Annotated in this window: 14 protein-coding genes and 1 CRISPR repeat array; of the genes, 3 read left to right on the top strand and 11 right to left on the bottom strand. The window is 58.9% G+C overall.

Translation table 11 applies throughout. The features are described 5' to 3' along the window. The first annotated feature begins 17 nt into the window (after window positions 1-17). On the top strand, window positions 18-1,103 hold the full coding sequence (locus JZM60_RS11090; RefSeq protein WP_207162525.1) for a protein-glutamate methylesterase/protein-glutamine glutaminase: 1,086 nt from the start codon (window positions 18-20) through the stop codon (window positions 1,101-1,103). Between the two features lie 142 nt (window positions 1,104-1,245). Here the strand turns inward: JZM60_RS11090 and JZM60_RS11085 are convergent, their stop codons facing one another. From JZM60_RS11085 to yedF, 5 genes are all read right to left on the bottom strand, one after another. Beyond that, window positions 1,246-2,256: a transglutaminase-like domain-containing protein gene (locus tag JZM60_RS11085; protein ID WP_207162524.1), complete on the bottom strand. Its 1,011-nt coding sequence runs from the start codon at window positions 2,254-2,256 to the stop codon at window positions 1,246-1,248. A 52-nt stretch (window positions 2,257-2,308) separates the two neighbouring features. After that, window positions 2,309-2,731: a rhodanese-like domain-containing protein gene (locus JZM60_RS11080; protein ID WP_207162523.1), complete on the bottom strand. Its 423-nt coding sequence runs from the start codon at window positions 2,729-2,731 to the stop codon at window positions 2,309-2,311. Between the two features lie 27 nt (window positions 2,732-2,758). Continuing rightward, window positions 2,759-3,922 (bottom strand): double-cubane-cluster-containing anaerobic reductase, encoded by a 1,164-nt coding sequence (locus JZM60_RS11075; RefSeq protein ID WP_241426230.1) that lies wholly within the window; start codon window positions 3,920-3,922, stop codon window positions 2,759-2,761. A gap of 32 nt (window positions 3,923-3,954) precedes the next feature. Beyond that, window positions 3,955-4,716, bottom strand: coding sequence for an acyl-CoA dehydratase activase (locus JZM60_RS11070; protein WP_207162522.1), 762 nt, complete (start codon window positions 4,714-4,716; stop codon window positions 3,955-3,957). Between the two features lie 76 nt (window positions 4,717-4,792). Further along, window positions 4,793-5,383, bottom strand: a complete 591-nt coding sequence (yedF, locus tag JZM60_RS11065; RefSeq protein WP_207162521.1) for a sulfurtransferase-like selenium metabolism protein YedF — start codon at window positions 5,381-5,383, stop codon at window positions 4,793-4,795. A 132-nt stretch (window positions 5,384-5,515) separates the two neighbouring features. Between yedF and JZM60_RS11060 the strand changes: the two genes are divergently transcribed. Beyond that, on the top strand, window positions 5,516-6,436 hold the full coding sequence (locus JZM60_RS11060) for a selenium metabolism-associated LysR family transcriptional regulator (protein WP_207162520.1): 921 nt from the start codon (window positions 5,516-5,518) through the stop codon (window positions 6,434-6,436). Between the two features lie 82 nt (window positions 6,437-6,518). Then, window positions 6,519-8,462, top strand: coding sequence for an ATP-binding protein (locus JZM60_RS11055; RefSeq protein WP_241426229.1), 1,944 nt, complete (start codon window positions 6,519-6,521; stop codon window positions 8,460-8,462). A 33-nt stretch (window positions 8,463-8,495) separates the two neighbouring features. Here JZM60_RS11055 and JZM60_RS11050 read toward each other — a convergent pair whose 3' ends face one another. The 6 genes from JZM60_RS11050 to JZM60_RS11025 all read right to left on the bottom strand — a co-directional run bounded on the left by JZM60_RS11050 (window position 8,496) and on the right by JZM60_RS11025 (window position 19,573). Then, complete coding sequence (locus tag JZM60_RS11050; RefSeq protein ID WP_207162519.1) at window positions 8,496-8,999, bottom strand: nitroreductase family protein; 504 nt, start codon at window positions 8,997-8,999, stop codon at window positions 8,496-8,498. Between the two features lie 332 nt (window positions 9,000-9,331). Further along, window positions 9,332-16,681: direct repeats of the CRISPR family, unit length 29 nt; unit sequence CGGTTCATCCCCGCGTCTGCGGGGAACAC. 73 nt (window positions 16,682-16,754) lie between these two features. Next, entirely contained in the window at window positions 16,755-17,060 is a 306-nt protein-coding gene (gene cas2e / locus JZM60_RS11045) for a type I-E CRISPR-associated endoribonuclease Cas2e (protein ID WP_207162518.1), read from the bottom strand. Then, the gene (gene cas1e / locus JZM60_RS11040) at window positions 17,041-17,961 is read right to left on the bottom strand and encodes a type I-E CRISPR-associated endonuclease Cas1e (protein ID WP_207162517.1); all 921 of its coding nucleotides are present in this window, start codon (window positions 17,959-17,961) and stop codon (window positions 17,041-17,043) included. Before cas1e ends, cas2e begins: the two co-directional genes overlap by 20 nt. Before the next feature lie 27 nt (window positions 17,962-17,988). Beyond that, window positions 17,989-18,573 carry a mobile mystery protein B gene (locus tag JZM60_RS11035; protein ID WP_207162516.1) on the bottom strand — a complete coding sequence of 195 codons (585 nt, stop codon included), beginning with the start codon at window positions 18,571-18,573 and terminating at the stop codon, window positions 17,989-17,991. Beyond that, complete coding sequence (locus JZM60_RS11030) at window positions 18,570-19,040, bottom strand: mobile mystery protein A (protein ID WP_207162515.1); 471 nt, start codon at window positions 19,038-19,040, stop codon at window positions 18,570-18,572. The genes JZM60_RS11035 and JZM60_RS11030 overlap by 4 nt, the downstream gene beginning before the upstream one ends. A 53-nt stretch (window positions 19,041-19,093) precedes the next feature. Further along, window positions 19,094-19,573 carry an endonuclease domain-containing protein gene (locus tag JZM60_RS11025; protein WP_241426228.1) on the bottom strand — a complete coding sequence of 160 codons (480 nt, stop codon included), beginning with the start codon at window positions 19,571-19,573 and terminating at the stop codon, window positions 19,094-19,096. Window positions 19,574-19,605 lie beyond the last annotated feature (32 nt).

Here is a 19,605-nt window from a genome sequence, read left to right as displayed (position 1 = left end):
GCAGAAAGAACGAAATCATGGCCATCAAAGTTCTCATTGTCGACGACTCGGCTCTCATCCGGAGCCTGCTGACGGACATCATCGATAGCCAGGCCGACATGGAAGTGGTCGGGACAGCCCCTGACCCCCTCGTGGCGCGGGAGAGGATCAAGGCACTCAACCCGGACGTCCTGACCCTCGACGTGGAAATGCCCCGCATGGACGGCCTGGTCTTTCTGGAGAAACTGATGCGCCTTCGCCCCATGCCGGTGCTCATGGTGTCGTCGCTCACGGAGAAAAGCTCATTCCTCACCCTCCGGGCGCTGGAACTGGGGGCCGTGGACTTCGTCACCAAGCCGAAGATAGACATCAGCCGGGGAATGCAGGAGTATGCCCTTGAAATAACGGAAAAGATCCGCACCGCCGCCAAGGCCAAAATCCGGCAGCCGCCGCCCAATGTTCACTTATCCGTGGAGCGGAAGAACACCGCCGACGTGGTCCTCCCGGTGACCCACCGGACCTTTTCGTCCACCGAGAAGGTCATCGCCATCGGCGCATCAACCGGCGGCACCGAAGCGCTGAAAACATTCCTTGCGGCAATGCCCCACGATGCCCCCGGCATCCTCATCACCCAGCACATGCCCGAAGCCTTTACCCGCACCTTTGCCCAGCGGCTGAACAACCTCTGCCGGCTCAGCGTCAAGGAAGCGGAACACGGAGAACGGGTGCTCCCCGGCCACGCCTACATTGCACCGGGAAACCGGCACATTCTCCTCGCCCGCAGCGGGGCCAACTACGTGATAGAACTTTCCGACGGCCCTCCGGTCAGCCGCCACCGGCCGTCGGTGGACGTCCTCTTCCGGTCGGCAGCCAACTGTGCGGGGAAAAATGCGGTTGGGATCATCTTGACCGGCATGGGAGACGACGGCGCCGCCGGCATGCTGGAAATGCGCGAAGCCGGCGCCTACACCTTTGCCCAGGACGAAAAGAGTTGTGTCGTTTTTGGAATGCCCAAAGAAGCCATTGCCCGGGGTGGAGTTGACGAAGTGCTCCCCCTCTGCGAAATGCCGCGCCGCCTCTTTGGCTGGCTAATGTCGCAAGGAAACCGGGCCTTCAGGGTGTGACCCCATGCAGCGAACCGGCACACAGGGGCTCTCACTGCCTGATTGAAAAAATACTGTTGCGTGCCATGATACCATAGACGAAAAAAGGGAGCTCCCCCTCGGGGGCTCCCCTTTTTGTCGCCATTGGTGATGATTCCGGAAGCTAGCGCTCCTTGAAGGTGATCGTGTAGCGGAAGTTCTTCGGATCGTAGGAATCGACAGCCTGACCGCCGACCTCGGCATAGGGGTAGCCGAAGGTGTTCAGGGGCGCGTTCGCCTGGGGCGGGTTGAGAATCACGTCGCGCCCCACGGCAAGGGCAATCCGCCAGGGATCGATCCCCCCCCAGAAGTACTCCCGGTACTCCTTCGTCTTCGCGTCATCCAGCTTCAGGTTCTCCACCAGCATCGCCTTGCGGACGTCGGCCGGATCAACGGGCACCCATCCGTAACCGGGGAGGTAGAACTCGGCCCAGCAGTGCTGCCACGTGCTGATATCTTCTTCAGCTTTTTTGCCGAGCCGGATGCCGAAGATTTCCCTGGACGGCACCCCGGCAGCGCGGCTGAGGGCGACGAAGATCGAGGAGATGTCGGTACATTTCCCACCAGGTTTCGGGAGCAGGGCGCAAACGTCACCCTTGCCGCAGCCCCTGGTGTTGGGGTCCCTGTAGGTGTTGTCGCAGGTCCAGTCGTAGATGGCCCGCGCCTTCTCCAAAACGGACTTCTTGCCCTTGGTGATGGAGTCGGCCAGCTTCTTCACCTTCCCGTCAATGGGGCCGAGGCTCGTGGGGGCCAGGTATTGCCGGTAATCGGCCGGGTCCCAGGCGGTTTCCTTCTTCGGGAAATCGCGCCGCACCACCTCCTGCCGCTCGGCGGCAACGGCGAAGGAGAGCTTGCGGCTCGTGGCGTCGCTATTCCACCGGGCATAGAGGATCGGTGTCCCATTGGCCTTGTCGGTGTAAACCCCGGACTCGGCATAGTCGCCCGAAACGCTGATACCGGTTATGGACTGGTCGGCGTCGGTGACCGGATAGGGGAGCCAGAGCTTCACCTCTTTCCCCTTTTCCTGGGCCGACAAGTCCACATCAACGGTCACCACCCCGGCCCGGCTCGTCGCTCCGAAGGCTGTGGCGGCACCGGCAATCGTCAGAACTGCTGCTACAAACAAACTTTTCATGGGTTCTCCCTTGTCATCCCATGGAGCCGAGGCTCCGTTGAATTGAATTGCATTACCGCCCGTCGACGCAGAGCTCAGGCCAGGGCCAACCTTTACTCCCCTTTTCCAGAATGTGGAGCCGTTTCTCCTCGACCCCCTTCGACTTGAGGTAGTCGTAAGTATTCTTGGCTCCCGCTCCTCCCCGTGGGCAGACAATGATCACGTCTTCCGTTGAGGCGCCAATCTTCTCCAGAGTGACGTCAAGCCGTTTTTTCTCTTCATCGCTCTTAACGGGGTACGCATTGGTTTCAATCGCGCCATTGAAATGTTCCTCGGCAAAGTCTTCCGCAGGCTGAATGTCAACAATTACCATCGGCCGGCCACTCTCCAGCCATCCCTTGAAAGTATCCTGCTTGACATACCTGTAGTCAGTTGCCATGGCCGCGGCGGCAACCAATAGAACAGAGACCGTCACTAAGGCAATCCATTGTTTCATACTCTCTCCCTTGCTGATTTAATGTGGCTACACGACACTTCGCCGTTGCCGGCTGAGGATCTCCAGAAACGCCTCGATCCGCACTTTCAGCTGTTCAGTGTCTGATTCGGAATAGTCTGTCTCGATCTGGAGAAAGGGAACGGTGGTCCGATCCTGAAGATACTTCTTGAGGCTGTAGGACTCTATGTTGTAAGTGTGGCATCCCAGCCAGGTCAGATCGATGACCCCGTCGGCCTGGAACTCTCCCACGAGGCGCGACACCAGTTCGAAACGTCCCCGGTTTGGCGACATGCATGAGCAAGGGATGCGAAGATAACGCTCGGCAATGGCCCGTAGGGGATCGTCGGCATCCTCGACCACCGGCTCCACCTTCTTGTAGGCGCCACAGCTCTCAAAACAAACCACGCTTCCCCCACACTCCTCCACCAACCGCACCACCTTGTCTGAACCGATTCCCACCGGCACACCGGTCAGGAGAACCCGGGGGGTATCTTCCGTAAAGTGGGAGACTCCCGCGGCTGCCATATCCCATAGCTCCGCAGTGAGCCGGTCCACAAGGGCAATAGCCTCCTTCTTGTCCACGGAGAAGCCGCGGTTGTGAAGTACTGTCAACAGGTCAAGGCCGCTTATGGGTGACGGCTTCAGCCGGCAGACATCCTGAAGGGCCTGGAGGGAGCGCCGCTCGTCGTTGCAGAGGCGGATCGCGTCCTGGAGACGTTTAGTGGTCAATACAACGCCAAACTCATCTTCCAGCCGTGCGGCGAGACGTTTAAGCTCCCCGATCCAGTAGTCGAGGGCGGCCCGGTCTTGCACCTGGGGAAGCTGCATCAAGTGCAGAGGCTTAAAGTTGCTCAGGAGCTCATACATCTTTTTCTTGCCGTCGCAGGTTGTTTCGGCGATGAGGAGGTCGGCAAAGTGGAAATAGGGGCAGGTATCGGTTGCCGCAAAGCCGTAGCTCGACTTGATGAGGGGACAGATGGTACGGGGAAGGACCTTCTCCGCGGCGGGGATCGGGTTCGGGCTCGTTCCGCAGAGGGAAACAGGAATCGCTCCGGCCGCCACCACCAGTTCCACCGGCGAGTAGAGGCAGTAGGTCCCCACAATCCGCGCACCAGCCTCCTTTGCCTCCTTGAGAGCAAGGGCGTTCCGTTCCCGCAGAGAGGCAATCTCCTTAAATGTTTCAGCTTTCATAATATCCATATTTTCTTTCTCTTTCGTCATGCTTAGACATCCCGCCCGATGAGCGCCGCCCCCAGTGCCCCCACCAACTGAGGCTCCTTGGGAACATGGAGCGAAACACCGAGCCGCTGTGCAATAGCCTGGCAGATGGCGCGATTGCGGGCAGTACCGCCGGTAAAGGTGACCACCCCCGTGATCGGCAGACGCCCGGCAAGGCCCTGCACCCGCCGGGCAATGGAGTCGAGGATGCCGGCGGCAATGGCGCCCTTGGGAACCCCTTGGGCCAGGAGGCCGATAGTCTCAGACTCGGCAAAGACCGTGCACATGCTCGACAGGGGTGCCGGCTGGGCCGAAGCGGCCAGCTCCCCCAGTCCGTCAAGGGTCGTGTCGAGGATGCCGGCCATGATCTGGAGGAATCGGCCGGTGCCGGCGGCGCACTTGTCATTCATGATGAAATCGGCCACCCCGCCGGCGGCATCCAGGGCAATCACCTTGCTGTCCTGCCCCCCGATATCGATGACAGTGCGTGTTTCGCTGTTCAGATGGTGAGCACCACGGGCGTGGCAGGTGATCTCCGTCACTTTCCGGTCGAAGATGGGAAGCGAGATCCGTCCGTAACCGGTGCCCACGACCCGCCCCAGGCGCCCCTCCTTCACCCCGCCAGCAGCGAGGGCCTGCCGCAGGGCCGTGAGTCCCGCCTCCCGTGGCTCCCACCCGGTGGGCACCACCGCGACTCCACGCACCTCGCCGTCAAAAACCACGGCCTTGGTGGCCGTTGAGCCGATATCAATACCTGCAGCAATCATCAGTTCGCTTCCCGAAATAAAAATCCGGAGCGCCACAGACACCCCGGTGTATCATTTTGTCCGACTAACCATAAAGCTACAGCCTGATAACCGACTCCGCCCCCACGAGGCTCTCGGCGATGGTGAACATATTGGTGACGGAACCGGCCACGAGCTTCTCCTTGCAGTGGAAAAAGTCGAGGCAGACGCCGCAGGAGAGGACTTCGACCCCCCGATTGCCCAGCTGCTCCAAAGCCTCCAGCACTTCAGACCCTTCCGTGGTGAGAAGAACCCCCGAGTTGATGAAGAGCATCCGGTCGGGGAGCTCCGCCAGATCAAGCAGGGTTATGATGAAGTTCTTCATCAGGAGCCGGCCCAATTCATCGGAACCATCGCCGAGACAATTCGAGCCCACGAGCATGACGGTCTTCCCGTCTCTTCCCGTCACGGTTCGCGCCGGCTCGTTCCCGGCCGCTCCCGACGCGGTGATGGTGAGGGCAAAACCTCCGTCGGATTCAGACTCGGCGACGGTAAAGCCCCGGTTGACGGCAAAACGGGTCACGTTCTCCCTGGGGGCGCCGGAATCCACAAGCACCTGCACCGCCTCGCCTCCCGCCTCCTCCAGCGCCCGTTTGGTGGTCACCACCGGCGCGGGGCAGGCCATATTTCTGCAATCGATAATCTTCATTTTTCTCTCCCTGCAATCAGAAGCATATTTGAATCAGTCGGATTATTGAGTATTTGACAGAGTTCGGTCAAATTGATAATTTTGATAAATCCAATCTGAGATATTCATTTTTTAAATAATAAAGAGAATCGAATGAATTTAAAACAATTAGAAATCTTCCTTGCCGTAGCTGAAAGTGGTAGTTTTTCCAAAGGCGCCGAAGCGACGTTCATCACCCAATCGACGGTCAGCCAGCACATTGCAGCCCTGGAAAACGAACTGGGGATAAAGCTCCTTGACCGCACGAGCCGCGGAGCTCTCCTCACCGAAGGGGGAAAACTCCTGCTGGAGCATGCCCACAGGGTGGTTAACGGTGTTCGCGAGATCGAACCGGCAATGCGTCGGTTCAGCGGAATGGAAGAAGTTGAGCTTCGTATCGGAGGGAGCAACATCCCCGGCGATTACATGATTCCCGGCGTGCTCCCCCTTTTTATTGCTCGCCATCCGGGAGTCCGCCTGACGCTTATCCAGGGAGACAGCCGGGAGATTCTGCACAAGTTAGCGCGTGAAGAGGTGGAGATCGGCATAATCGGCAGTCGCTTCGACGAAGATGCATTCACGTTCACCCCCCTGAACCGGGACGAAATCAAACTCATGGCCGGCAGAAACCACCCACTGGCAGCGGCAAACCCCATTGACACGGACATCCTGGCACAACAGGAGTTCATCATGCGCGAAGCGGGTTCCGGCACGGCGAAGACCATTACCGAAGCCCTGACAGCAGCGGGTATCGTACCGGGAACCCTTACCGTACGGGCAATTCTCGGCAGCAACGAAGCAGTGAAGCAAACCGTGGCCGGCGGGTTGGGCCTGTCTTTCTTATCGGAGATTTCAGTCCGGAAAGAGCTGGCCCGCGGCGATCTGGCAGAGATCCCCGTCAAGGGGCTCACCATTTCCCGTCATTTTTATCTTGTGCAGCGCAGCGGAAGGGAACTCTCTCCTGCGGCCAACGCCATGTCAGAACTGATAAAAGGCCAGTTTTGCCGGCCCGCCATGGAGCATCCCCAGAGTTAATGACGGATGGGGCGCCATCAAGCCGTCGGTACACTTTGTGCAATTCAATAATTTTCAACCTAACGTAAAGGTATCAGATCCGATGACCGGTTCCACATCCCCCTTCTCCAGCAACGAAAAAGTCAGACGTATCCTGGTATATGCCACCGTAACCGCACTTGCATGGACTTCGCTGATCGTCCTCTCATACCGGACCCAAAAAAGAACTCTTGTGGAAGGGGTTGAGCGGCTGGCCATTTCCGTAGTGCGAAGCGCCTATGAAAAGGATATCCGATACCGGCACGGGCTATCCCGCAAAGGGGGGGTCTACATACGCCCAAGCAGCGAGATACCTCCGAAACCGAACCAGCCCGATTCCCAGGCCCCCAGCCGGAATCCCGGCTACATCATCCCCCTGGCATTTGAAGGCGCCAGAGATTATATAGGCCCCCAGGGGCATATCACGAGCCTCCAGCCCCTTTCTCCAGCAAACAAAGCCGATGAATGGGAAACAACGGCCCTCATGGCCTTCGAGCGGGGCATACCGGAAGTAAGACAGATATCCCTTCTCAACGGCAAACCCCACATGCGCATGATTCGCCCCTTCGTGGTCGAAAAATCCTGTCTTCCGTGCCATGGCCGGCAGGGATACAAAGTCGGCGACATCCGTGGAGGAATAAGCGTATCCATCCCCCTGGACGACCTGTTTGCAACCCAGGAAGCCGAACTGCGGCATATGAGGCTATGGCACGCCGGTTTTTGGCTGATCGGCCTTCTGACCATCGGGTTCGGCAGCCACCGCTTAAGCCGCGACACCCGCTCGCTCATCAGCCAGGACAACCTGCTTCAGGAAAAGAACGAAGAACTGGAAATGACTGAGGAGGAACTGCGTCAGCAATTGGACGAATATCTTCAGACCCAGAACGAACTGCTGGAGGAAAAAGAAAAGCTCGATACCGTCATGGCCTGCATGGGCGACGGTCTGGCAATCGTAGGCACCGATTTCAAGATTATCTTCCAGAACAAGGCAATGAGCGAAATGTTCGGCACCGGCGGGGACATACCCTGCTATGCCGTCTATCAGAACCGCTCGGAACCTTGCCCCAAGTGCCCGGTGGCGGCCGCCTTCCGTGACGGCGGCATCCACACCCGCCAGATTCCCATGAAAGTTGGCGGCCGGGAAATCTGGTTCGAAACCACGGCCTCCCCTTTCCACGACGCCATGGGGCGAATCATCGGCGGCGTCCAGATTTACCGCAACATCAACGAACGCAAGCGCCACCAGCAGGAAATCGAAGACCTTAACTCCTCTCTCGAACAGCGAGTCAAGGAACGGACAGCAGATCTCGAACAGACCAATCGCGCCCTTGAAACCGCCAACCGTGAAATGGAATCGTTCAGCTATTCCGTTTCCCACGACCTGCGGGCACCCCTGAGACATATCAACGGCTACAGCCAGGCACTGAACGAAGAATACGGTCAACTCCTCGACACAAACGGCAAGGAATACCTGAAGCGTATCTGCGCCGCCAGCGACCGCATGGCGTTGCTGATAGACGACCTTCTGGAGCTCTCACGGGTCACGCGTACCGAATTGCACCGCAAATCGATCAACCTCAGCGGCATCTGCCGCGCCATTGCCGCGAACCTGCGTGAATCGGACCCGAAAAGGGAAACAACTTTCGTCATAGAAGATGGCGCTATCGCCTTGGGCGACCCCCTCCTCATGCGCCAGGCCCTCGAAAACATCCTGGGCAACGCCTGGAAGTACACATCCAAAACCCCCGGCGCCCGCATCGAATTCGGCATATCCCCCAACCAAAGCACCACCACATACTTCGTAAGGGACAACGGCGTCGGCTTCGACATGGCTTACTCCGGAAAGCTTTTCGGGGCGTTCCAGAGACTGCACGGGGCGGAATTCGAGGGAACCGGGATCGGACTCGCCACAGTCCAGCGGATAATCCAACGCCACGGCGGCACCATCTGGGCGGAAGGTAGCGAGGAGAGCGAAGGGCACGGAGCGACCTTCTACTTTACGCTGTGATGCAAACTGGCGCGGCAGCCGATCCCCCTGCGTTCACACTTCCTTGAGGATCAGTTCGCCAATCTCCCTGCGCTCGCCCTTGCGGAGATCCTCAGCCGGGTGTCCCACGGCAATCACCGCCATAAGCTCCAGCCCCTGGGGCAAATCCAGCAGTTCCCGCACCTGGCCGGCGCTCTTCAATATCTCCCCCAGCCACACGGCCCCGAGCCCCAGAGCATGGGCAGCCAGCAGCATATTCTGAAGGCAGGCTCCCATTGCCTGATGGTCCTTGGTATCGTTGTACATTACCGACCGGTCGCAGAAAACCGCGATGGAAACCGGCGCCCCCTCGATGATATGCCGGTACTTTGTCAGCCCCGCCAAAGCCTTGCGATTTTCCCCATCGCGCACAACTACAAACCGCCACGGCTGATTATTGAGTCCCGACGGCGCCCATGATCCGGCCCGGATAATTTCCAGAACATTCTCCTGCGCAACCGGCTCATCAGCATAATGCCGCACACTGCGGCGTCCATAAATCGCCTCCAACACATCCATTCCCGACCTCCACAAAATTAATATAAATACTCGTAAAACAGACTAAAGTTTTAAAATCCCGCACCGATTAGTAAAGAAAAAGCATTACGAGGCCCACCGCCATGCTGTCCAGAACCATTGCCGTAATCTCGGTAATAACGTTTTTCATCGCCCTCTGCTGTGTATGTATCGGGGGGATTATCCTCCGGTAGCCGACGGCCTCTTGACTCTTTCTACCTTTGCCCGTCCTGAAACGCCGGCATTGCATCTCGAGCACCGGTTCACCAGAATATCAATCCTCGCCCAACCCGAAGAGCGGGCGCTACGCTTCCCTTACTTTGCCAAATCATCTACGGTCCATCCCCGCATCTGCGGGGAACACCTCTGCCCGTTGGCTCCGTATGCGTTGTCGTTCGGTTCATCCCCGCGTCTGCGGGGAACACTAAATGACAATCCGGGGTGGTTTCTGCTCATTCGGTTCATCCCCGCGTCTGCGGGGAACACATCAACCACCATTGGCGGTGGTTCCTCTTCATCGGTTCATCCCCGCGTCTGCGGGGAACACACTAGCTCAACGGTGCCGAAAATCATATCGGCCGGTTCATCCCCGCGTCTGCGGGGAACACAGTTAGTTAATTCATAACACCATCCCTTTTATCGGTTCATCCCCGCGTCTGCGGGGAACACAATTCCCACATGCTTGTTGTAACATCAATGCTCGGTTCATCCCCGCGTCTGCGGGGAACACATCAGTTCCGAAAGCTGGCCGAGGACGGCAGGCGGTTCATCCCCGCGTCTGCGGGGAACACGGGCTTACCATCATTGCAACCGCAATGTTGATAGGTTCATCCCCGCGTCTGCGGGGAACACGGCTCGGCCAAGCTCTACACCGTCAACTCCACCGGTTCATCCCCGCGTCTGCGGGGAACACGTCCAGTTCCTGCATTGCCAATTCCCTCAAGACGGTTCATCCCCGCGTCTGCGGGGAACACCTCTCTGGCGGCTGCGCGAGCCTCCCGTGCGGCGGTTCATCCCCGCGTCTGCGGGGAACACTTCATGGCCTGTGCAAGAAGCCGCTCCCGTTCCGGTTCATCCCCGCGTCTGCGGGGAACACGTCGTCATTATGCCGGTCTACCTGCCCACCCCCGGTTCATCCCCGCGTCTGCGGGGAACACCGCTGGAAACCGAGGCACAGAATACCAGTCGGCGGTTCATCCCCGCGTCTGCGGGGAACACCGCTGGAAACCGAGGCACAGAATACCAGTCGGCGGTTCATCCCCGCGTCTGCGGGGAACACCCGGTGAGCACGGCGCCTGCGCCAATGAACACCGGTTCATCCCCGCGTCTGCGGGGAACACTGAGTTCGGCGGCTCTGCCGGGCCGATCCATGCGGTTCATCCCCGCGTCTGCGGGGAACACTGCGGCAAATTCTTTTTGCGTCAATCTGAGCTCGGTTCATCCCCGCGTCTGCGGGGAACACTATCGTCCGAATTGTGATGTGTGATGCCTAATCGGTTCATCCCCGCGTCTGCGGGGAACACGGAGTATGGTGTGATACCGGCAGCCTCACCGACGGTTCATCCCCGCGTCTGCGGGGAACACTCCTCGTCAGTTTCAAATTCTATTTCCAATGTCGGTTCATCCCCGCGTCTGCGGGGAACACTGCACACCTCTTGATAATTCATTGCCTACTCCCGGTTCATCCCCGCGTCTGCGGGGAACACTTGAGCGGGTCGATCCAGTCCCAGCGCCGCGGCGGTTCATCCCCGCGTCTGCGGGGAACACACATCGCCAAGGCACTGCCCGACGGTGACTACCGGTTCATCCCCGCGTCTGCGGGGAACACCTCCAACCGGGTTCATAGTTAATCAAGCCCTCGGTTCATTCCCGCGTCTGCGGGGAACACCTAAACAAAAAGTGGCTGAACTTTGTAGATTCCGGTTCATCCCCGCGTCTGCGGGGAACACTTTGCGTTCATTGTCGTTTTTAGGCCGACCGGCGGTTCATCCCCGCGTCTGCGGGGAACACGTTACCGACGCCGGGCCGACATATTGCGATTGCGGTTCATCCCCGCGTCTGCGGGGAACACTTAAGGTTAATTTGGCGCAGCCTTGCTTTAGCCGGTTCATCCCCGCGTCTGCGGGGAACACTGTTTATCCCGTACACTAGCGGGGAGAGTGCGCGGTTCATCCCCGCGTCTGCGGGGAACACTTTAGCGCGGTCCATTTACGCCCCCGTTTTATCGGTTCATCCCCGCGTCTGCGGGGAACACATTTCGTCAGGTTTATCCCCACCATCTTTTTTCGGTTCATCCCCGCGTCTGCGGGGAACACTTTACTGCCGCCAGATCGTCCATGCTCTACGCCGGTTCATCCCCGCGTCTGCGGGGAACACGGGTCGGAGGAAAGCACTTTGTCGAGTACGTCCGGTTCATCCCCGCGTCTGCGGGGAACACATACGGGCAAACTGTCTACCTCGAAGGGCGCGCGGTTCATCCCCGCGTCTGCGGGGAACACGGGCACTCCCCGGCACGGTCGTACCGTACCGGCGGTTCATCCCCGCGTCTGCGGGGAACACGTACACCCAGTGACTTGCCATTGTCCGTTGGCCGGTTCATCCCCGCGTCTGCGGGGAACACAAGGGCATCGGGCGAGGCGGGAATCTCCAGGGCGGTTCATCCCCGCGTCTGCGGGGAACACATTTTTGAAAAGCCCCTCCACCTTGGCGAGTGCGGTTCATCCCCGCGTCTGCGGGGAACACTCGACCGGGGCAAGGTCCACATTGCCGCGATACGGTTCATCCCCGCGTCTGCGGGGAACACCAGGAGTGCCGATTTATGACGACGTGCGAACCCGGTTCATCCCCGCGTCTGCGGGGAACACCTCCATGCTCAACGATACTTTTTCCATCCGATCGGTTCATCCCCGCGTCTGCGGGGAACACGAAATGGAAGCGCGGCTTGAGGCAGTCGGCCTCGGTTCATCCCCGCGTCTGCGGGGAACACTGGCTTATGGGATACCCCGCCGGGTGGACAGACGGTTCATCCCCGCGTCTGCGGGGAACACGTTCCCATATCATGGCTATATTGCCTCCACAACGGTTCATCCCCGCGTCTGCGGGGAACACTACCAGAAGCGGTGGATAGAGGACAAGAGCCGCGGTTCATCCCCGCGTCTGCGGGGAACACGTTAAGGCTTCATGGAATGAAATCAAAGCAAACGGTTCATCCCCGCGTCTGCGGGGAACACCCAGATCGTCGTCTGGTGTCGCCGCTGTTAGTCGGTTCATCCCCGCGTCTGCGGGGAACACTAAATAGGCCATCGCAAAACCCGCCAAAACTCCGGTTCATCCCCGCGTCTGCGGGGAACACGGTCTCGTCCATCTTGTCAATGGTCTCTGTTCCGGTTCATCCCCGCGTCTGCGGGGAACACTTGGTCCCGAACAATCGGCTCAATTTGTGTCGCGGTTCATCCCCGCGTCTGCGGGGAACACAAGGCCGAACGGCCTAGGCTCAGATTGCGCCGCGGTTCATCCCCGCGTCTGCGGGGAACACTTTTCGCCTGTAAACGCCCTATTTACGCGACTCGGTTCATCCCCGCGTCTGCGGGGAACACCCGACCTTGAGGAGCTGAGCAAGGATATCGACCGGTTCATCCCCGCGTCTGCGGGGAACACTCGGCATGGTAAAACGTGGTAAACAGTAGCCGCGGTTCATCCCCGCGTCTGCGGAGAACACTTCGCAAAGGTGTTTGTAGTGATAAAATGTAACGGTTCATCCCCGCGTCTGCGGGGAACACTTCACCCGGTACACCACCTCGCCCGTGCCGGTCGGTTCATCCCCGCGTCTGCGGGGAACACGGGAGACGTTGTTGTTTCCATCCAGAACGATCAGGTTCATCCCCGCGTCTGCGGGGAACACTTATCAGCCCGTGCGATCTGACCGAGTGGCAGCGGTTCATCCCCGCGTCTGCGGGGAACACGATCTCCGTAAAACCATCACTGCCGCTGGCGACGGTTCATCCCCGCGTCTGCGGGGAACACCATCGGCTACTCCTTTCACGGTCGGCACGACCCGGTTCATCCCCGCGTCTGCGGGGAACACGCGATTGCCTCGTCTGATCTCATCGCCGCCTCCGGTTCATCCCCGCGTCTGCGGGGAACACACGAACCGGACATTGTAAACGCGCTACGGTGGCGGTTCATCCCCGCGTCTGCGGGGAACACCTTTGCCCCGTCGATTGTGCAACCGTGCGCCTCGGTTCATCCCCGCGTCTGCGGGGAACACTGCGGCAAATTCTTTTTGCGTCAATCTGAGATCGGTTCATCCCCGCGTCTGCGGGGAACACGCATAGGGCGTCAGATGCCAGTGTCTCGTCGGCGGTTCATCCCCGCGTCTGCGGGGAACACCATTGGATCGTGTGTATATTGTTGAGGGATACCGGTTCATCCCCGCGTCTGCGGGGAACACATCGGCGCTCATGCCACCGAGATTCAATTCGCCGGTTCATCCCCGCGTCTGCGGGGAACACTGGGATTTTTCATCTAGACCTATTTCCGGGAGCGGTTCATCCCCGCGTCTGCGGGGAACACAAACTGCTAGTTTGGCGCGAGGTTTCGTTATCCGGTTCATCCCCGCGTCTGCGGGGAACACCCAGCTGATAAAATGGAGCGGTATCGCTCTGACGGTTCATCCCCGCGTCTGCGGGGAACACTACATCCCCCCCCCCCGGGAGGGGCGGCGGCGGCGGTTCATCCCCGCGTCTGCGGGGAACACACGTGCCGCTCAATGGCATCAACAATATTCATCGGTTCATCCCCGCGTCTGCGGGGAACACGCAGGGCAAGGAGAAGTAGAAATAATAGTATTTGGTTCATCCCCGCGTCTGCGGGGAACACACAACAGGTCTTTATGAGGTGTTCGGTTCTGTTCGGTTCATCCCCGCGTCTGCGGGGAACACATAACATCCTTTTCTTTGGTCCTGGTCCTGGCCGGTTCATCCCCGCGTCTGCGGGGAACACTGGGCCATCGAGAACCCAGTCAATGCCGGCATCGGTTCATCCCCGCGTCTGCGGGGAACACACCTTCGCTATGCGGACCTTTCCGGAGCGAACCGGTTCATCCCCGCGTCTGCGGGGAACACACCAACATATTAACAGTAAAAACCTAACACCCCGGTTCATCCCCGCGTCTGCGGGGAACACGTTCTGTTCCCCCAGGGAAGGGGGAACGTCGCCGGTTCATCCCCGCGTCTGCGGGGAACACATTTCTTTTCGCCGAAGAGATGTCAGGGTGGACGGTTCATCCCCGCGTCTGCGGGGAACACGTTACACGCAATAGTGGTTTTACCAACGCCGCCGGTTCATCCCCGCGTCTGCGGGGAACACCCTTCAGTGAAACGCTCGGGGGGCTTGGTCTTCGGTTCATCCCCGCGTCTGCGGGGAACACCGCATTATCAGGAGTGTTTACTAATGGACCCTCGGTTCATCCCCGCGTCTGCGGGGAACACTTGGATTAAATGCAGAAACGAACGAGTCAAAGCGGTTCATCCCCGCGTCTGCGGGGAACACAAGAGCCGCCAACAGTGACAGGATAATAATACCGGTTCATCCCCGCGTCTGCGGGGAACACTTATTACTCAAAGTGTGTCATTTTTCTCCGGTCGGTTCATCCCCGCGTCTGCGGGGAACACAGGAGGACATTCAGAAGAAATGTCGTTACCATCGGTTCATCCCCGCGTCTGCGGGGAACACCTCAACCTTATTAAAACCATAATTCTTATCGGCGGTTCATCCCCGCGTCTGCGGGGAACACGCATCGGTGACTTTTGGCGCTCCGGGCGGCAACGGTTCATCCCCGCGTCTGCGGGGAACACCGGGTTCTGCCCGATCCACGGGGATAAGGCGACGGTTCATCCCCGCGTCTGCGGGGAACACGACGCTGTTAATGGTCTGCGCGGAGTTTTCTACGGTTCATCCCCGCGTCTGCGGGGAACACAGGGGGTAAAGGTCACGCTGGCAGCAGTGGTACGGTTCATCCCCGCGTCTGCGGGGAACACAACTGATTCCCCATCTGTATATAATCACCCGCCGGTTCATCCCCGCGTCTGCGGGGAACACTTTCGGGAACCGGCTGACGGCGGCCTGACCACCGGTTCATCCCCGCGTCTGCGGGGAACACCTGTGAATACTGCGACGACGGAAAACCTATGCCGGTTCATCCCCGCGTCTGCGGGGAACACAGCACCCTATACCTGGCATCCACGCTCTCCAGCGGTTCATCCCCGCGTCTGCGGGGAACACGCGAGATCCGGGCGACATCGGTTGATGTGGCTCGGTTCATCCCCGCGTCTGCGGGGAACACATCCACATCCTCGGCCAGTATGCAGACCGGGGCGGTTCATCCCCGCGTCTGCGGGGAACACTCCGGCGGCACCACGACTGACTTCTGATCGTACGGTTCATCCCCGCGTCTGCGGGGAACACTTCACCGCTGTCGGCAAAATCAGCAAAGCCATCGGTTCATCCCCGCGTCTGCGGGGAACACCGCTACCGTACCGCAAACAACGGACTTTAAGCCGGTTCATCCCCGCGTCTGCGGGGAACACCCGCTAACTCGTTCAATAAATCATTAATCGGGCGGTTCATCCCCGCGTCTGCGGGGAACACTTCCTCGCCGCCTGCGATTACAGCAACCAGTTCGGTTCATCCCCGCGTCTGCGGGGAACACTACAAGATAGTTATTGTATTTTGCCGGTCCCGCGGTTCATCCCCGCGTCTGCGGGGAACACTAACGGTAAATCTACCGGCCATAACTACCGAGCGGTTCATCCCCGCGTCTGCGGGGAACACTTTGCCGCTCTGCTCGACGCCACAGAACCAGACGGTTCATCCCCGCGTCTGCGGGGAACACATTTTACCGATAATTTTGTTATCCGTTTTTGACGGTTCATCCCCGCGTCTGCGGGGAACACCCTGTCCGACATGGGGGCCACTGAAATTGAAACGGTTCATCCCCGCGTCTGCGGGGAACACAAATATCCGTCTCCGATGCATCCGTTTGGGCACGGTTCATCCCCGCGTCTGCGGGGAACACTTTCATCAGCGCCAGGCCGGCCGCTGCCAGCGCGGTTCATCCCCGCGTCTGCGGGGAACACGACAAAATGCCCCGGCACTAAAAGGTGGATAACGGTTCATCCCCGCGTCTGCGGGGAACACAGTACATGCCGCCACCGGCCCGACTGATTGAGCGGTTCATCCCCGCGTCTGCGGGGAACACATGCTATCGGGCCGTCACGGTTGGTCATCGGTCGGTTCATCCCCGCGTCTGCGGGGAACACGCCCATGCAAACGCTGCGGCAAACCGTTTGAACGGTTCATCCCCGCGTCTGCGGGGAACACAAACAAAAAGGGTGGGTAAAGGGGCAACCTACCGGTTCATCCCCGCGTCTGCGGGGAACACTGGAGCACCCACGGAGTCCGTAGGGACGCTCTGGGTTCATCCCCGCGTCTGCGGGGAACACCTTTGCGATTCCTTTGTGCTTGTAGGCCCCGCCGGTTCATCCCCGCGTCTGCGGGGAACACGGTGTCCTACCCTCTCAGGGTTCCAGCGGTACCGGTTCATCCCCGCGTCTGCGGGGAACACTTTTCTACGGCACGGCGGATTTTTTGACGAGACGGTTCATCCCCGCGTCTGCGGGGAACACACTTCCTCTACTTACTTGAAATTACATTCAATTTTCAAAGAACTCAAAGCTACCAACTTTTCAACACCCCTAGTCAAGTTTCAACAGCTTGCTTATCGGTATTCTCCGGTAGAAAAGAAACCAATTTCACACCATCCAGTTCCAGCGGAATCCTCCGGTTCGCACCGAGGGTCAGAAAGTCGAACCCCGACTCAGTATTAGTGCTCCAAGCCATTACCGCATTTCCATCTTCGATGCCCTGTACGACGGTGTTCCAGATCATCTCTCGCACTCGGCGAGAGACTTTGCCCACGTAGACCCCGGCCCGCACCTCAAGCAGCCAGAGAGCCAGACGACCGCGTAGCCTGTGCGGCGCGTTTTCAACCACGATGACCAGCATCGCCGATCCCCTCCTTGTTCGGAATAGCCGCTTCTACCGATTCTGGCGGTGGTTTGGGCACATCAAGCTCGCCGGCAGCTAGCACTTGTTCGATTGTGGGAATGATCCGGTGCAGAATCTTTGACTGGCGGAAGGCATCACGACAGGCGAGCCGTACGTCCCGCTCCGGATTCCGGGGCTTTTTGGCGGCAATCCGGAAGGCCACCGGGACCACGGTTTCGAACTTGAAGATGTCGGCGATGTCGTAGACGAACGATTGGGGCTTGCCGGTGTGAATGAAGCCAACCGCCGGAGCATAGCCCGCCGCCAGGATCGCCGCCTCGCAGATGCCGTAGAGACAAGCAGTGGCCGATGACAAGCAGCGGTTCGGCACATCGCCGCTTTCCCATTGGGTGTGGTCATAGTTGCGGGCCTTCCAGATAACACCGTGCTGGCGGGCGAGAAGCTCATACATCTTTCGCACCCTCACCCCCTCGATGCCGCGCAGTTGTTCCACGCTCCGCCGTTCGGGAGGCTCTTCCATGAAGCGCAGGGCGTACATCTTGCGCACCACTTTCAGCCGTGCCGAATCGTCCAGAGCCAGCTTTGCCTGGTAGAGAAGCCGATCGGCCCGCGCCCCGCCGGGCTGCCCAGAGGCATAGAGCCTGACCCCGGCCTCTCCAATCCAGACTAGTAGGCACCCTACGCGAGAAGCAAGCGTTACCGCTGCATGGGAGACCCGCGTGCCGGGTTCCAGCATGAGACACGCCACCCCGCCAACGGGAAGATGGGTGCGGACGCCGGTCTTGTCCACGACAACAAAGGCACCGTCGAGCACATCGAGGTTTCCCTTTTCCACGTAAAGGACCGAGATGCGGTCTTTCATGGGGATGGGTTTAAGGGGAGGAAGCTGCGGCTGCATTGCTGACACCTCCTTGGCAAATCAGGATCACATCTGTACAAATTCCAGCAGAAGCTGGTAATCATGCCGGTCGGCAGCGCGAAGCGCTTCGATATAGCAGCGCCGGCAGTCGCCTACATTGACGAGATTGCCGCTTCCCCAGGTAAATCGAGGGCGACGCAGGACTTGGACAAGCAACAGGTCGGTCATGGTCCGGGCATGACGGCCATTGCCGTTGGCAAACGGGTGAATGACCACCAGCCGGTGATGAAACCGCACGGCAATCTCGTCGGGCGGGTATGTGTCCAAAGCTATCCAGGCGACAACATCGTCGCACAGTTTTCGCAGCTCAATCGGCACCTGCCACCACGTTACGCCGATATTTTTATCGCTCCTACGGAACTCACCGGCCCAGCGCCACACATGGCCGAACATCCGCTTATGAAGACCACGAATAAAGGCTTCGTTCAGGATATTCTTCTGTCTGCGTCCGAAAGCCCAGGCTTCACCCTCCGCAATATTATCCTGCTCCCAGCGATCCAACTCGCCGCGTGAGGTAATGTGCGTCAGGAGGAGCCCTTCAGCCTCGTCAGGATCGAGAGGGGTTGTGCCTTCGGGGTACTCGAAGTTCATTGAGCCTTACTCCACAAATCCTTCGGCATGGCCCGCACCAATTCCTCAACGGCGGCATCCAGCGCCTGCTTCATCTCCTCTTCCGAAAGCTGCTGGTTTTCCAGCATCATGGTGTGGGACGCCCGCGACAGGCGTTCACGCGCCACGCCCTCCGCCTGCCTCCTGATGGTTTCCTCAAGGCTCGTGCGCGGCACCAGGGCATAGACAAACACGCAATCCAGAGCCTCCGCAGCCTGGCGCATGGTCTTCATCGTAACAGTCCCGGACAACTCCTCCCGTTCCAGTATCGTCACCCGTGGCGGCTTCACCCCCAAGCGGGCGGCAAACTGCACGCCGGACATTCCCAACGCTTCCCTGATGGCTCGTATCCACCCCCTCGCCGGGGGAGAGACTGATTGTACTCCGGCAAAACGTGAGAGTGTTTTCCCCAGTTGTTCAAGAACGAGACGTTTTCGGTTCGGCAGCATAAATTAACCTCTTAATTAATTTTATTAATGTAATTATTAATTTATTTGTTAATTTATTCAACATTATTATTAACATTGAGGTTAATTATTGCTGACAATCCTGTTACTGTTACCTTCACCCCTCCGCACGAGAAGGCTCTATCACCCCCCTTTATGAAAGGGGGGGGCGGGGGGGATTTTCTCCTCAGAATCTCAGATGATATCCGCTCAACCACACCATCAGTCTCCAACAGCACTTGCCGGTTATGGAATCTCAACACCAACACCCCCTCGTCCGCCAAGCATCGGTCGCGCGCCCGATCCTGTTTGAGATGTTCCGGTTCAAGGTGTTGACTGCCGTCCACCTCAATCACCAGCCCCGCGGCTGGAGCAAAGAAGTCGACGATGTACGGCCCGAGGGGCTTCTGTCGATAGAACTGCACCCCATGCAGCTGCTTTCTTCGCAAACGTGACCAGAGCAATTGTTCGGCATCGGTCATACTCCCGCGAAGCTCGCGGGCCGGCGTTTTCAGATTGTGGCGATACTCGCGCACCGAGTTCTCCTCAAATGTGTGATGCTTAAATC

This window comes from Geobacter benzoatilyticus (genome assembly GCF_017338855.1).
GTDB lineage: Bacteria > Desulfobacterota > Desulfuromonadia > Geobacterales > Geobacteraceae > Geobacter > Geobacter benzoatilyticus.
This window is presented reverse-complemented; position numbering and strand designations above follow the sequence as displayed.